This window comes from Rhodopseudomonas faecalis (assembly GCF_003217325.1).
GTDB classification, from domain to species: domain Bacteria; phylum Pseudomonadota; class Alphaproteobacteria; order Rhizobiales; family Xanthobacteraceae; genus Rhodopseudomonas; species Rhodopseudomonas faecalis.
The window spans coordinates 49105-62266 of record NZ_QJTI01000022.1; the positions used below are offsets into that span (position 1 = coordinate 49105).

Consider the following 13162-nt stretch of genomic DNA (forward strand, 5'->3'; position numbering starts at 1 on the left):
TTTGCGGGCCTGGCGCAGACCACCTGAAACTTAGTCTCACTAGGAATCTCCCCTAAGGAACCGCGCAGGCGGTCGTCAAGGGAGACAGTCATGCAGAACGTCATCGCCCTCAACGAGGCAGGCCGGTTAGGCATCATTGCCGCGCGGACGACCTCGGACGAAGCGTTGTTGGACAACATCGCCGCGGGCGACCGCGCCGCCATGCATACGCTGTATGCCCGCCACCATGTTCGCGTGTACCGCTTCATCCTGCGCATGGTGCGCGACTCCGTGACCGCCGAGGACCTGGTCAGCCAGGTGTTTCTGGATGTCTGGCGCACCGCCGCGCAGTTTCAGGGCCGCTCCCAGGTGTCGACCTGGCTGTTGTCGATCGCGCGCTTCAAGGCGCTGACCGCGCTGCGCCAGCGCCAGTACGAAGACCTCGAGCAGGACGATGTGCGCGAGATCGCCGACGGCGCCGACACGCCGGAAATGTTGCTCGATCGCAGCCGTACCAGCGACATTCTGCGCGCCTGCATCGCGCAGCTGTCCGATGCGCACCGCGAGATCATCACGCTGGTTTACTACCTGGAAAAGTCGGTCGAGGAAGCCGGTCGGATCATCGGCATTCCGCCGAGCACGGTGAAGACAAGGATGTTCTACGCCCGCAAGCAGCTCGCCGAGCTGCTCAAGAGCCGCGGCATCGAGAGCCTCGCCGCCTGACCTTAAGGTCGCGCGGCACGACCGCGCGATTTGGTAAGCTCAACCTGGTAACGAAAGTCGCAGACTGACGAAACAATTGAAACGATCGGCAACATCGCCTGGAAAGATTTGTTTGCTATCGATGGTGCCGTGATCAAACGAAGCCAACGCAGGCCAATCGAGAGAAGGAGTGAGCAACATGCCGAAACCGCCGTTCCGCTTCTTCATCATTCCGCTGGGAGCCGTTGCCACGCTGGCGACACTTTCCTCTCAGAATTTGGGTCCGCGCAGCCCGGAACTCGGATCAACACAAATTCGCAGCCAAGTGGTCGATTGCAGCACCAAGAGCCCGACCGAAGTGTGCGTGCTCAGCTTTGAGGGTGATGTCCGCTAGCCTGCGCCGCCTGCAACGAATTCATTGTCGACGAAGCGTATTGTCTCCTTAACCATCGTTTCGTCACCTCCAGCGACCCGGTCGGATGCCCCCGGCCGGGTCGTGGCTCGTCTGGGGTGTGAGTTCCATCGCCGCGCTAATACCAACGGCGATTGATACCAACCACTCCGCACGTCATGGCCGGGCTCGTCCCGGCCATCCACGTCTTTGTTCTTGCAGCGCTTTCAAAACGTGGATGCCCGCGACAAGCGCGGGCATGACGGGTCAATGCTGGAAACCAATGCCGCGCATCACATTCGCGCGCTGGGCCACCTTGTCGCACACACGCGGATGTGTCGGTGCGCCGCACCACAAGCCGCTAAGCTCGCCCGCGTGATGCTGGAACGCTGGAAGGCGAGTGAGCGGCATGTTCGAGGCTTTTGACGCCCTGATCCTGGCCCGAGTGCAATTCGCATTCACGGTGTCGTTCCACATCATCTTCCCGGCATTCTCAATCGGTCTCGCCAGTTACCTCGCGGTGCTGGAAGCGATGTGGCTCGCGACGGGGCGCGAGGTCTATATCAACCTGTTCAATTACTGGCTGAAGATTTTTGCGATCGCGTTCGGCATGGGCGTCGTGTCCGGCATCGTGATGTCCTACCAGTTCGGCACCAACTGGTCGGTGTTCTCCGACAAGACCGGGCCGGTGCTCGGACCGCTGATGGCCTATGAGGTGCTGACGGCGTTTTTTCTGGAAGCCGGCTTTCTCGGGGTGATGCTGTTCGGCCTCAACCGGGTCGGCCCCAAACTGCACTTCTTCGCCACCTTGATGGTAGCGATCGGCACGCTGATGTCGGCGTTCTGGATTCTGTCGGCCAATTCCTGGATGCACACTCCGGCTGGCTTTGCCGTCAATGACGCCGGCCAGTTCGTCGCCACCGATTGGTGGGCGCTGATCTTCAATCCATCATTCCCATATCGGCTGCTGCATATGGTGCTGGCGGCCTATCTGACCACGGCGCTGGTGGTCGGCGCGGTCGGCGCCTATCACCTGCTGCGCGATCAGCTACGCACCGGACCGCGGGTGATGTTCTCGATGGCGATGTGGATGATCGCGCTGGTGGCGCCGCTGCAGATCATTGCCGGCGATGCCCATGGCCTGAATACGCTCGAGCACCAGCCGGCCAAGGTGATGGCGATGGAAGGCCACTTCCAGAGCCATCCGGACGGCGCGCCGCTGATCCTGTTCGGCCTGCCCGATCAGGACGCCGCGGTGGTGCGCTACGCGCTGCAGATTCCGAAATTGTCGTCGCTGATCTTGAAGCACGACCTTGATGCGCCGCTCGCCGGGCTCGACACCGTGCCGCGTGAAAACTGGCCGCCGGTGCCGATCGTCTTTTGGTCGTTCCGCGTCATGGTGACGATCGGCATGCTGATGCTGGCGCTCGGGCTCGCCAGCCTGTGGCTGCGCTGGCGCGGACAATTGTTCTCGGCGCGCTGGCTGCATCGCTCTGCCATCTTGATGGGACCGGCCGGCTTTGTCGCGGTGCTGGCCGGCTGGATCACCACCGAAACCGGGCGGCAGCCGTTCACCGTGTTCGGGCTGCTGCGCACCGCCGACTCGGTATCACCGTTAGCGGCGCCTGCGGTCGGGTCATCGCTGATCGCCTTCATCATCGTCTATTTCGCGGTGTTCATCGCCGGCACGGTGTACATCCTGCGGCTGATGGCCGAGCCGCCGCATCATGGCGAGCAGGGACCGCGCGGCGATTTGCCGGAGCGCGCCGCCGGCATCACGCCCGCCCCCGCGATCGCCAGCAGGAGGCTCGGTTAGCCATGGGTCTTGATGTCGATATCGCCACGCTCTGGGCGTTCGTGATCGCCTTTGCGGTGTTTGTCTATGTGGTGATGGACGGCTTTGACCTCGGGCTCGGCATGTTGTTTCCGCTGTTTCCGAACAAGGCCGATCGCAACGTCATCATGAATTCGGTGGCGCCGGTGTGGGACGGCAACGAGACCTGGCTGGTGCTCGGCGGCGGCGGGCTGTTTGCGGCGTTTCCGCTGGCCTATGCGGTGCTGATGCCGGCGCTGTACACGCCAATCATCGCCATGCTGCTCGGCCTGGTGTTTCGCGGTGTCGCCTTTGAATTCCGCTGGCGCACCAGGCGCGAGCGCAACCGCTGGGATGTCGCTTTTGCCGGCGGATCGCTGCTGGCGACGCTGGCGCAGGGCGTCGCGCTCGGTGCGATCCTGCAAGGCGTGCAGGTCGAAGGCCGCGCCTATGCCGGCGGCTGGTGGGATTGGCTGACGCCGTTCAGCGTGCTGACCGGCGTCGCGCTGGTGATCGGCTATAGCCTGCTCGGCGCCACCTGGCTGGTGATGAAAACCACCGGCGAGCTGCGCGAGCGCGCCTATCGGCTGAGCTGGTGGCTGCTGCTGGCGATGCTGGCGGCGATCACCGCGGTGTCGGCGGCCACGCCGTTCCTCAACATCGAATACGCCTATCGCTGGCTGGCCTGGCCGCACATCCTGTTCACCGCGCTGGTGCCGGCCGCGGTCGCCGGCGTCACCGCGCTGCTGCTGCGCGCGCTCGCCAATCGCCGGGATTATCAGCCGTTTTTCCTGTCGCTGACGCTGTTCGCGCTGGCCTTTGCCGGGCTCGGCATTTCGATCTGGCCCTATATCGTGCCGCGGAGCATCACCATCTGGCAGGCCGCCGCGCCGGAAAACAGCCAGCTGTTCATGCTGGTCGGCGTCGCGATCCTGGTGCCGATCATCCTGGCCTACACCGCCTGGGCCTATTGGGTGTTTCGCGGCAAGGTCGATCCTGAGGCGGGCTATCATTGAGCGCGCCGCAGCCGCCATCGCCGCGTTTCACACGGCAACTCATCTGGTTCGTGGCGCTGTGGGGCGCCGGCGTCGGCGCCGTGGTGCTGCTGTCGCTACTGTTGCGGTTCTGGATCGGTGGCCGGTAAATCGACATCGCGTTGTTGAGCGAAGTCAATGCCGGATTCCGTCAAGAACACGCGCCAGAACATCAAGTTAGCGCTTCTGTTTGGATTCGATCAGAACCGAAAAAGCTTGAGTCGCCACCGCCAGCCGCCTTGTCATCACTGCCGCCCTGGGATTTGATAACGACCGATTTGGTAGCGAGGCCGACGGCGCTGCGCCGCTCGCCTCGGGAAATGATTTTTTTGAGAGACTTCGCATGACCGGCTTTCGATCGTTGCTGGCGGCCAGCCTCACTGCCCTCGGCCTGCTGCTGTCCCCCACTCTCGGCCTCGCACAACAATATGACCCCGGCGACGAACCCGGTCTGATCGCCGACGACAGCTATGCGCTGCCGTCACAGTGGCGCCGGCAGATGGTGTTCTTCCGCACCAATGAGCCGCCCGGCACCATCATCGTGCAGACCGCGGAGCGCTATCTCTATCTGGTGCAAGGCAATGGCCGCGCGCTGCGCTATGGCATCGGCGTCGGCCGCGAAGGCTTTCAGTGGCAGGGACTGCTGCGCATCTCGCGCAAGGCGGAGTGGCCGGACTGGGTGCCGCCAGCCGAAATGATCGAGCGTCAGCCCTATCTGCCGCGCTTCATGGCCGGCGGTCCGGGCAACCCGCTCGGCGCGCGCGCGCTCTATCTCGGCGCCACCATCTACCGCATCCACGGCACCAACCGTCCGGACACGATCGGCACCGCGGTGTCGTCGGGCTGCTTCCGGCTGGTCAATGCCGACGTCACCGATCTCTACGATCGCGTGCCGGTCGGCACCAAGGTGGTGGTGCGGCAACGGCCCGAGCTGTAGCCGCTCCCCGCCCCGAAAATCCTTCCCGATATTTGTGAAAGATCAGCCATGTTGAAGCGGACCTTTCGGACCGGCCTTGCGATCGGGCTTGCGGTCGCCACCGCGATCGCCGCCGCCGCGATCACGTATGAGCGCTATGACACCAAGACGCTGAAACGCACCATCCGCCGCGACGCGGTGCTGTGCGGCGTCAACACCGGGCTGCCGGGCTTCTCGATCCCCGACGAGAAGGGCAATTGGACCGGCTTTGACGTCGATTTCTGCCGCGCGGTCGCCGCCGCGATCTTTGACGATCCGCGCAAGGTGACGTTCGTGGCGCTCGACGCCAATGATCGTTTCAAGGAATTGCAGAGTCGCAAGGTCGATATTCTGTCGCGCAACTCGACCTGGAGCATGGCGCGCGAAACCAACTACGACCTGTATTTCCCGGCGGTCGCTTACTATGACGGCGCCGGCTTCATGATCCCGGCGTCGCGCAATATCGACTCCGCGCTCGATCTCGACGGCAGCAAAGTGTGCGTGCAGGACGGCACCACCACCAAGATGCACGTCGCGGACTTCTTCCGCAGCAATAATCTGAAATACGAAGAGGTGAAGGAGCCGAAGCTCGACGAGGTGGTGCAGGCCTATCAAAACGGCCGCTGCAACGCGATCAGCGCCGATGTCTCGCAGCTCTATGCGCTGCGCCTCAACCTCGGCAAGCCGGCCGATCACGTCATTCTGCCCGATCTGATCTCCAAGGAGCCGCTGGCGCCGGTGGTGCGGCAGCGCGACGATGATTGGATGATGATCGTCAAGTGGACCATGTATGCGATGATCAATGCCGAGGAACTCGGCATCACCTCCAAGAACATCGATCAGGCGCTGAAATCGACCAAGCCGGACGTGATGCGGCTGGTCGGCACCGAGAGCAATTACGGCGAGCAGCTCGGCCTGCCGCGCGATTGGGCGGCGCGCATCATCCGCCATGTCGGCAATTACGGCGAAATCTATGAGCGCAATGTCGGCAGCGAATCCAAGCTCGGCATTCCGCGCGGCATCAACCAGCTCTGGAACGCCGGCGGCATCCAATACGCCCCGCCGATCCGGTAAGCTGCTGCCCCACAATACTACGTCATTCCGGGGCGCGCGCAGCGCGAACCCGGAATCTCGATCACATCAGCAATGCCTTTTTGCGGCTGATACTAAGCTGACACGTCATGCCCGCGAGAGGCGCGGGCACGACGCCCCTCAAGTGAGGACGCTTGTATGATCCCCGCTCAAGATGCGCCCGGCGTGCTGGCGCGGCGGCGGCGCTCAAGCCAGATCAGCACCACCAGCGCCAGCAGGATCGGCGGGAACGCCACGATGTTGACCACGGTCCAGCCATAGCTGGTGAGCAGCGTGCCGGAGATCAGCGAGCCGAACGCCATGGTGCCGAACACCAGGAAATCGTTGAACGACTGCACCTTGGTGCGTTCCTGTTCGGTGTGGGTTTCCAGCACCATCGCCGAGGCGCCGACAAAGCCGAAATTCCAGCCGATGCCGAGCACGATCAGCCCGGACCAGAAATGCAGCGCGCTGGTGCCGGTCAGGTCGATCAGAGCCGCGACCGCTTCCAGCACCAGCCCGATGGCGGCGACCGGCAGCGCGCCAAAACGCGCGATCAGCGGCCCGGTGAAAAAGCTCGCGCCATACATCGCCACGATGTGCCACTGGATGCCGTGGTTGGAATCGCTGATCGACAGCCCGCACATCTGCATGGCGAGCGGCGCCGAGGTCATCATCAGATTCATGATCGAATACGACACCACACCGCAGATCACCGCGACCACAAAACGCGGCTGGCGCGCCACCACGCGCAGCGGCCGGCCGCCGCTGCGTTCGGCGGGCGGCGGCGGCGGCGCATCGACACCGGCCAGCACCGCCATCGCGATCAGCGCCACGAGCGCCTGCACCGCGAATGAGAACGCGAACAGAAACGGCGGCCAGATCTCCATGGTCCATTGCACGAGCTGCGGACCGAGCACGCCGGCGAACACCCCGCCCGCCATCACCCAGGCGATCGCGCGCGGCCGATAAGACACGCTGGCGCCATCGGCCGCGGCAAAGCGATAGGACTGCGCCACCGCGCCATAGATGCCGCCAAGCAGCGTGCTAAAGCAGAACAGCGCGAACGAGCCGTACAGAATCGCGAGGCACGCGGCGACGCCGCACAGCGCGCCGCAGCCGGCACCGATCATGAACGCGACGCGGCGGCCATAGCGGCGCGCGATCGCGCCGGTCGGCAGTGTCGCCAGCGCGAGGCCGACCACATAGATCGACAGCGGCAGGGTGGCGAGCGCGGCATTGGGTGCCAGCGTGGCGCCGACGATCGCGCCGGTCGCGAAGATCACCGCGGCATTGGCGCCGGTCAGCGCTTGCGCGGCCGCCAGCCGCCAGACATTGCTGCGCGCCCGCGCATCACCGTCTGTGTTATCGATCGCTACTGCGTCTACCATCGGGCTCGTCTCTAGCCTCGGCCTGTCCGTGCCGGCACGCCGCCGGCACTATGCGGCGGCACAGCAGCCCCTGCAACCGACGCCGCGACGCGCCGCCATGTACGTTGCTAGCGCGCAATCCGCGTCAATTCCGCGACCAGCAGATCGAGCGCATCGGCCAGCATCACACCGCCGCACACAGTCAGCTGCTCGGGAATAACGATCCGTTTCGTAGCCGGATAAAAGCGCTGCAACGCCGGATGCAACAGCAGCGCGGTGCCCTCGTCCTCGGCGTAGTCGGCGCCGTCGGCGACCAGGATCAGATCGGGCTTGGATTTCACGATCGCTTCCAGCGAGGCATAGCCGCCCGAAGCCACGCCAAGATCGCTGGCGGCATTGATGAGGCCGACCTCGGCAAACAACAGGCTGATCAGGCTGCCCTGCCCCGACACCCAGCCGCGCCGCCACAGCGGCAGCACCCGCAGCGATCGCGGCGCCACCGCGGCCCGTGCCCGCGCGATCGCCGCGTCGAGCCGCGCCACTTCAAGCTCGGCACGGTCCGGATGGCCAAGCAGCGCCGCCATCTTGCGGATCTGCTGTTTCACCTCATCGAGCGAGTCCGGCATGACGTTGAAGGTCACCACCTTCACGCCCTGCTGTTGCAGCATTTCGCGGGTGGCGCGCTTATCATAGCTGCCGGACACCACCAGGTCCGGGCGCAGCATCATCAGATCCTCGGCGCCGCCCGACAGCCGCTTGAAGCGCCGCGCCTCGGCCGCGAGCCAGGATTGCGAGGGATCCCGCGAATAGGGGCTGAGCCCCTTGATCTGCGCGGCATCACTGAGCGTCATCACCATCTGATCGGTGCAGACATTGGTGGAGGCGACCGACGGCCGCTCCGCTGCCGGCGCCGCGCCCGCGGCCAACAGCGCGCCGAGCAGCGCCAGCACGCGCAGCGCCGCGGCGCTCACGCCGCCTCCCAGGGCACGATCACCGGCTCGCCTTGATGACCGGCGCGATAGGCATTGACGCGGAACACCTTTGACAGCACCGCGTCGCTGAGCGCTTCGGCCGGCGCGCCTTGCGCCACCAATTGTCCGTCGGCCAGCACCAGCACGCTGTCGGCAAACCGCGCCGCCAGGCCGAGATCGTGGGTCACCACCATCACCAGCGTGCCGGCATCGGCGGCGTTGCGCAGATAGCGCATCACGTCGAGCTGATGACGGGCATCGAGCGAGGCGGTCGGCTCGTCGGCGAGCAGCACCGGCGCCTGCACCGCCAGCACCCGCGCCAGCGCCACCCGGCTGCGCTCGCCGCCCGACAATTCCGTGATCGGCCGGTCGGCAAAGGCGGTGACGTCGGTGGCCTGCATCGCCTGCGCCACCGCCTCGCGATCGGTGGCGGTCAGCCGCTCCGGATCGACGGTGCCATGCGGATAGCGGCCGAGCGCCACGATATCGCGCGCCGGCAGCGACCAATGCGCGGTATCGCCCTGCGGCAGATAGGCAAAGCGCCGCGCGCGTTCGCGTAGCGACAGCGCCGCCAGCCGTTCGCCGCCGATCGTGATCTCGCCGTGCACCGGCACCAAGCCGGCCAGCGCGCGCAGCAAGGTCGATTTGCCGGCGCCGTTCGGCCCGACCATCGCCACCAGATGGCGCGCCGGCAGCGCCAGCGCCACGTTGTTCAGCACCGCCCGCCCGGACAGCCGGACGGCGAGTTGCTGGGCCTGCAGGAACGGCGCGCTCATGCGGCGCCTCCGCTCAGCGCGCGGCGCTTGCGAATGATCAGATACAGGAAGAACGGCACGCCGATCAGCGAGGTCAGCACCCCGACCTTGATGTCGCTGGTGGAAGGGATCAGCCGCACCGCGATATCGGCAGCGAGCAGCAGGCCGGCGCCGGCGAGCGCGCTCGGCAGCAACAGTCGCCCGGGGTCCTGGCCGACCAGCGGCCGCATCAGATGCGGCGCCACCAGGCCGATAAAGCCGATGCTGCCGGTGACCGCGACGCTGGCGCCGACGCCGAGCGCGACCCCGGCGATCACCCATAGCCGCAGCCGGCCGACATCGATGCCAAGGCTCTGCGCGGTCTCTTCGCCAAGGCTGAGCGCGCGATAGGCATGGCGGCGGCCAAACAGCATGGCGCCGCCGACCAGGATGAAGGGCAGCGCCAGGATGACATGTCGGAAGCTGCGATCCTCGAGCGAGCCCAGCATCCAGAACGCGATTTCGAGTGCGACATAGGGATTGCTGGCGAGATTCATCACCAGCACGGTGGCGGCGCCGGCAAGGCTCGACACCGCGAGCCCGGCGAGGATCAACAGCAGCATGCCGGCATTGCGGCCGGCGACCGCCAAAAGCGCGAACACCGAGATGAAGGCGGCGATGATTGCCGCGACCGGCAGCGCATAAGAGCGCACGTCGGCCAGGCCGAGCGCGATCACCAAGACCGCGCCGAACGCCGCCGCTTGCGGCGCGCCGAACAGTTCGGGTGAGGCCAGCGGATTGCGCAACAGGCCCTGCAGCGCCGCGCCGGACAGGCCGAGGATCGCGCCGACCGCGACCGCCAGAATGGCGCGCGGCAGGCGGATGTCCTGCACGATCACCTGCTCGATCTCGCCGCCGCGGCCGAGCAGCGCATCGATCACCGCCAGCGGCGACAGCTCGACCGCGCCGACGCCCAGCGACGCCAGCGTCAGGAGCACGACCAAAACCGTCATGGCCAGCACCGTGCCGGCCCGGCGGCTCCGGGCGGCGAAGCCGATCGGCTGATCCGGCTGCTGATTCGTTGTCACTCACATCCCCGATGATTCGGCCCGATGCTCATACAGGCCCTGCAGATCGGCACAAGCCGCAATGACAATTCTGCAACGACTGCCGGGGAAATGCCGGCGCGAACTTTAGGTTGGTTGACACTGACAATGGACGTTTTCTAGATGGCCGAGACGGTTCCTCGTCTGAGGATCAAAAGGGAATGCGGTGCGGAACGCTCCAATCGAGCCTGTTCCAATGCCGTAGCTGCCCCCGCAACTGTAAGCGGCGAGTCTTTCGTCTGATGCCACTGGGCGACTCGGGCCTGGGAAGGCGACGGAAGGTCAACGACCCGCGAGCCAGGAGACCTGCCGTCGATCGTGGTCACACGCGAGGATGCCGGTCGGGGATTACGGGCATCGGTTGGTTCGGCGTTATCAGACGCGACCCAACCCTCGGTTCGCTGTGACGTGCCACAGACGTCGAACCGAGGTTCTTCATGACTATCCATCGTTCTTCCACCCCGTGGTCGCGGGCGCTGCTTGCCAGCAGCGTGCTGGTGCCGGCGCTGGCCTTGATCACCGCGCCAGCCAAGGCCGATCCGGCTGAAGCGCTGCCGACCATCGTGGTGAGCCCGACCGGCACCGCGACGCCGCTCAGCCAGGTGGCGAGTTCGGTCACTGTGATCACCGCGGCCGACATCGAGCGCGAGCAGCGGCGGACCGTCACCGACGTGCTTGCCACGGTGCCGGGCCTCAACGTCGTCCAGACCGGCGGTCCGGGGGGCACGGCGCAAGTCTATATGCGCGGCACAGAATCACGTCACGTCAAGGTGCTCATCGATGGCATCGACATCGGCGATCCATCGGACCCGAGCGGCGTGGCCGACATTTCCCAGCTCCTGGCTGGCGACATCGCTCGCATCGAAGTACTGCGCGGCCCGCAGAGCGGCCTCTATGGCTCGGACTCCATCGGCGGCGTGATCTCCGTTACCACGAAGAAGGGGGCGGGCCCGGTCAAGGTGACGGCGTCGGCCGAAGGCGGATCATTCGGCACCTTCAATCAGACCGCCGGCTTCAGCGGGTCGTCGGACAAGATCAACTACGCCTTCAACATTGTTCATTACCGCGCGACCTCAGTTCCGAACGTACCGGATCGGCTCGTCACGCCGAGCACGCAACAGACCAAGAGCTTCTACGATAACAAGACTATTTCGGCGCGGTTGGGCTACGATTTCAACGAGAACTTCAGCGTGAATTGGGTCGGACGCTTCACTAACGCCGATTTCCGCTATCCCAGCTCGTCGTTTACGACCCAAGAAACCAACACGCCCCGCCAAGTTCTGACGCGCGGCGAGGCCGTCTGGTCGGCATTTGATGGACGCGTCAAGAACTATTTCGGAATGAACTACACCAACCTCTCCCGGCCGACCACGACCAGTTCCGGACTGTCGGTCTATGACGGCCAGCGCGTCAAATACGACTGGCGCAGCGTCATTCAAGCGCTTCCCGGCCAGACCGTGGTGCTCGGCGCCGACCATCAGAAGGACTACTATCAGAACAACAGCGTCTATACGCCGGGCGGCCGGATCGACGTCAGCAACGGCAACAAGGGTGTTTATGCCGAACTGCAATCGCAGTTCGCCGAGCGGTTCTTCGTGGTCAGCAACGTCCGTCACGACGACAATGATGCGTTCGGTGGACACGACACCTACAGAATCGCGCCGGCGATACTGGTGCCCGGCACCGAGACAAAGCTGAAGGCCAGCTATGGCACGGGCTTCAAGGCTCCCAGCCTCGACCAGCTCTACGGAAGCTACGATATGTTCGGTTGGATCACGGTGGGCAACCCCAACCTGAAGCCGGAAGAAAGCAAGGGCTGGGATGCGGGCTTCGAGCAACCCCTCGCCGGAGATCGCTTCCGGTTCGGCGCGACATACTTCCACAACGACATCACCAACCTCATTCAATTCACCAGCTTTGGTCCGTATTCGTCCTACTTGAACGTCAACCAGGCGACGACGGAGGGCGTCGAAGCATTCGCGGCCTGGACGATCGCGCCGCAGTTCAGCCTGCGTGGAGACTACACCTACACCGAGGCCAACGACGCGCAGACCGGCGAGCAGCTCCGACGCCGCCCGAAGCACAAGGGCAGCGTTACGGCGATGTGGACGCCGACGGAACAATGGCAGGTTTCCGGCACGGTGCTGTCCGTTAGCGAGTGGTATGACAACGACCGGATCACCTTCGCAAAGGTGTGGACGTCCGGTTACACCGTCGTCAATCTCGCCACCGAGTACAAAGCGACCGCAAACACGACCATTTTCGGCCGCGTCGACAACCTCTTTAACAAACACTACGAGAACCCGAACGGCTATTTGAGGACCGGCATCGGCGTCTTCGGCGGGATCCGGGTGGCCACGCAATAGCGGCTTTCTCGCGATCACGGATCGTCTACAGGGCGTCATTTCGCTCGCATGAAGTGCCCGCTCAGCGGGATAGCCCTAAAATTTTTCTCACAAAAGTTGAAGCGCTCGATCGTTGCCACCAGCAATCGAGCGCTTTTTGCTTGCGGAGGGAATCCAAACTTGCCCGCGGCGCGGAAGACGTTAAATCAAGGTGCCGCGATCGCCACAGCAGTCGGATGCCATCGCCGTGGTCGATTGCCAAACCGGCGCCGCGTTCAGGTGGTCCGCTCAACGCAAGACAAGAAAAAGTCCATACGATATGACTGACGACAGCTCCGCGCGCGATCAACTTCGCGCTGCCACCGACAGCCCTGATCTTCAGGGCAAATCAACCAAAGAGCAGCGCGACGCCGAAGCACAGGCGGTGCGCGATAACATGGCTCGTCTGCGCGCCTTGCGGCTGGCGCGCGAGGCGGCGGAACCGCAGCGCGCAACGGTGAAGAAGGTGACCCGCACCACCAAGCCGGGTTCCGGTTCCAAGACCAAGAGCGTCAGCAAGCCCGAGAAGAAGGCGCAGTCTTTTTCCGATTGGATGGCCAGCCAGCAGAGCGGCGGCCGCCGCATCTGAGCGGCCCCCTGCATCCGCGCGTCGTAAACGGCGCGCGGTTGCCGCCGCATGGCGGCATGATCC

Annotated in this window: 13 protein-coding genes and 1 riboswitch; of the genes, 9 read left to right on the plus strand and 4 right to left on the minus strand. The window is 64.7% G+C overall.

Going from position 1 to position 13162, the window contains the following annotated elements; genetic code table 11:
* The first annotated feature begins 90 nt into the window (after positions 1–90).
* The 7 genes from BJ122_RS15380 to BJ122_RS15405 all read left to right on the plus strand — a co-directional run bounded on the left by BJ122_RS15380 (position 91) and on the right by BJ122_RS15405 (position 5948).
* Positions 91–702, plus strand: coding sequence for a sigma-70 family RNA polymerase sigma factor (locus tag BJ122_RS15380; protein WP_110782100.1), 612 nt, complete (start codon positions 91–93; stop codon positions 700–702).
* 178 nt (positions 703–880) lie between these two features.
* Positions 881–1075 carry a hypothetical protein gene (locus BJ122_RS19045; RefSeq protein ID WP_146031352.1) on the plus strand — a complete coding sequence of 65 codons (195 nt, stop codon included), beginning with the start codon at positions 881–883 and terminating at the stop codon, positions 1073–1075.
* Positions 1076–1481: 406 nt separating this feature from the next.
* Positions 1482–2888 (plus strand): cytochrome ubiquinol oxidase subunit I, encoded by a 1407-nt coding sequence (locus BJ122_RS15385; protein ID WP_110782101.1) that lies wholly within the window; start codon positions 1482–1484, stop codon positions 2886–2888.
* A 2-nt stretch (positions 2889–2890) separates the two neighbouring features.
* Positions 2891–3901, plus strand: coding sequence for a cytochrome d ubiquinol oxidase subunit II (gene cydB, locus BJ122_RS15390; RefSeq protein WP_110782102.1), 1011 nt, complete (start codon positions 2891–2893; stop codon positions 3899–3901).
* Complete coding sequence (locus tag BJ122_RS15395; RefSeq protein WP_110782103.1) at positions 3898–4029, plus strand: DUF2474 domain-containing protein; 132 nt, start codon at positions 3898–3900, stop codon at positions 4027–4029. Before cydB ends, BJ122_RS15395 begins: the two co-directional genes overlap by 4 nt.
* 233 nt (positions 4030–4262) lie before the next feature.
* Positions 4263–4856 (plus strand): L,D-transpeptidase, encoded by a 594-nt coding sequence (locus BJ122_RS15400; RefSeq protein ID WP_110782104.1) that lies wholly within the window; start codon positions 4263–4265, stop codon positions 4854–4856.
* 48 nt (positions 4857–4904) lie between these two features.
* Complete coding sequence (locus tag BJ122_RS15405; protein WP_110782105.1) at positions 4905–5948, plus strand: amino acid ABC transporter substrate-binding protein; 1044 nt, start codon at positions 4905–4907, stop codon at positions 5946–5948.
* A 167-nt stretch (positions 5949–6115) separates the two neighbouring features.
* Here the strand turns inward: BJ122_RS15405 and BJ122_RS15410 are convergent, their stop codons facing one another.
* The 4 genes from BJ122_RS15410 to BJ122_RS15425 all read right to left on the minus strand — a co-directional run bounded on the left by BJ122_RS15410 (position 6116) and on the right by BJ122_RS15425 (position 10033).
* Entirely contained in the window at positions 6116–7336 is a 1221-nt protein-coding gene (locus BJ122_RS15410; protein ID WP_110782106.1) for an MFS transporter, read from the minus strand.
* Between the two features lie 107 nt (positions 7337–7443).
* On the minus strand, positions 7444–8286 hold the full coding sequence (locus BJ122_RS15415; RefSeq protein WP_110782107.1) for an ABC transporter substrate-binding protein: 843 nt from the start codon (positions 8284–8286) through the stop codon (positions 7444–7446).
* Positions 8283–9062 carry an ABC transporter ATP-binding protein gene (locus BJ122_RS15420; protein WP_110782108.1) on the minus strand — a complete coding sequence of 260 codons (780 nt, stop codon included), beginning with the start codon at positions 9060–9062 and terminating at the stop codon, positions 8283–8285. The genes BJ122_RS15415 and BJ122_RS15420 overlap by 4 nt, the downstream gene beginning before the upstream one ends.
* Positions 9059–10033: a FecCD family ABC transporter permease gene (locus BJ122_RS15425; RefSeq protein ID WP_110782125.1), complete on the minus strand. Its 975-nt coding sequence runs from the start codon at positions 10031–10033 to the stop codon at positions 9059–9061. Before BJ122_RS15425 ends, BJ122_RS15420 begins: the two co-directional genes overlap by 4 nt.
* Positions 10034–10242: 209 nt before the next feature.
* Positions 10243–10454, plus strand: a riboswitch (cobalamin riboswitch).
* Positions 10455–10563: 109 nt separating this feature from the next.
* Between BJ122_RS15425 and BJ122_RS15430 the strand changes: the two genes are divergently transcribed.
* The gene (locus tag BJ122_RS15430; RefSeq protein WP_110782109.1) at positions 10564–12492 is read left to right on the plus strand and encodes a TonB-dependent receptor plug domain-containing protein; all 1929 of its coding nucleotides are present in this window, start codon (positions 10564–10566) and stop codon (positions 12490–12492) included.
* Between the two features lie 298 nt (positions 12493–12790).
* Entirely contained in the window at positions 12791–13099 is a 309-nt protein-coding gene (locus tag BJ122_RS15435) for a hypothetical protein (RefSeq protein WP_245407746.1), read from the plus strand.
* The last annotated feature ends 63 nt before the right edge of the window (positions 13100–13162 follow it).

What these genes read in the sequence shown, in the direction of transcription:
- BJ122_RS15380 (WP_110782100.1), top strand. Translation starts at nt 91, where the DNA reads ATGCAGAACGTCATCGCCCTCAACGAGGCAGGCCGGTTAGGCATCATT.
- BJ122_RS19045 (WP_146031352.1), top strand. Translation starts at nt 881, where the DNA reads ATGCCGAAACCGCCGTTCCGCTTCTTCATCATTCCGCTGGGAGCCGTT.
- BJ122_RS15385 (WP_110782101.1), top strand. Translation starts at nt 1,482, where the DNA reads ATGTTCGAGGCTTTTGACGCCCTGATCCTGGCCCGAGTGCAATTCGCA.
- cydB (WP_110782102.1), top strand. Translation starts at nt 2,891, where the DNA reads ATGGGTCTTGATGTCGATATCGCCACGCTCTGGGCGTTCGTGATCGCC.
- BJ122_RS15400 (WP_110782104.1), top strand. Translation starts at nt 4,263, where the DNA reads ATGACCGGCTTTCGATCGTTGCTGGCGGCCAGCCTCACTGCCCTCGGC.
- BJ122_RS15405 (WP_110782105.1), top strand. Translation starts at nt 4,905, where the DNA reads ATGTTGAAGCGGACCTTTCGGACCGGCCTTGCGATCGGGCTTGCGGTC.
- BJ122_RS15410 (WP_110782106.1), bottom strand. Translation starts at nt 7,336, where the DNA reads ATGGTAGACGCAGTAGCGATCGATAACACAGACGGTGATGCGCGGGCG.
- BJ122_RS15420 (WP_110782108.1), bottom strand. Translation starts at nt 9,062, where the DNA reads ATGAGCGCGCCGTTCCTGCAGGCCCAGCAACTCGCCGTCCGGCTGTCC.
- BJ122_RS15425 (WP_110782125.1), bottom strand. Translation starts at nt 10,033, where the DNA reads ATGACGGTTTTGGTCGTGCTCCTGACGCTGGCGTCGCTGGGCGTCGGC.
- BJ122_RS15430 (WP_110782109.1), top strand. Translation starts at nt 10,564, where the DNA reads ATGACTATCCATCGTTCTTCCACCCCGTGGTCGCGGGCGCTGCTTGCC.
- BJ122_RS15435 (WP_245407746.1), top strand. Translation starts at nt 12,791, where the DNA reads ATGACTGACGACAGCTCCGCGCGCGATCAACTTCGCGCTGCCACCGAC.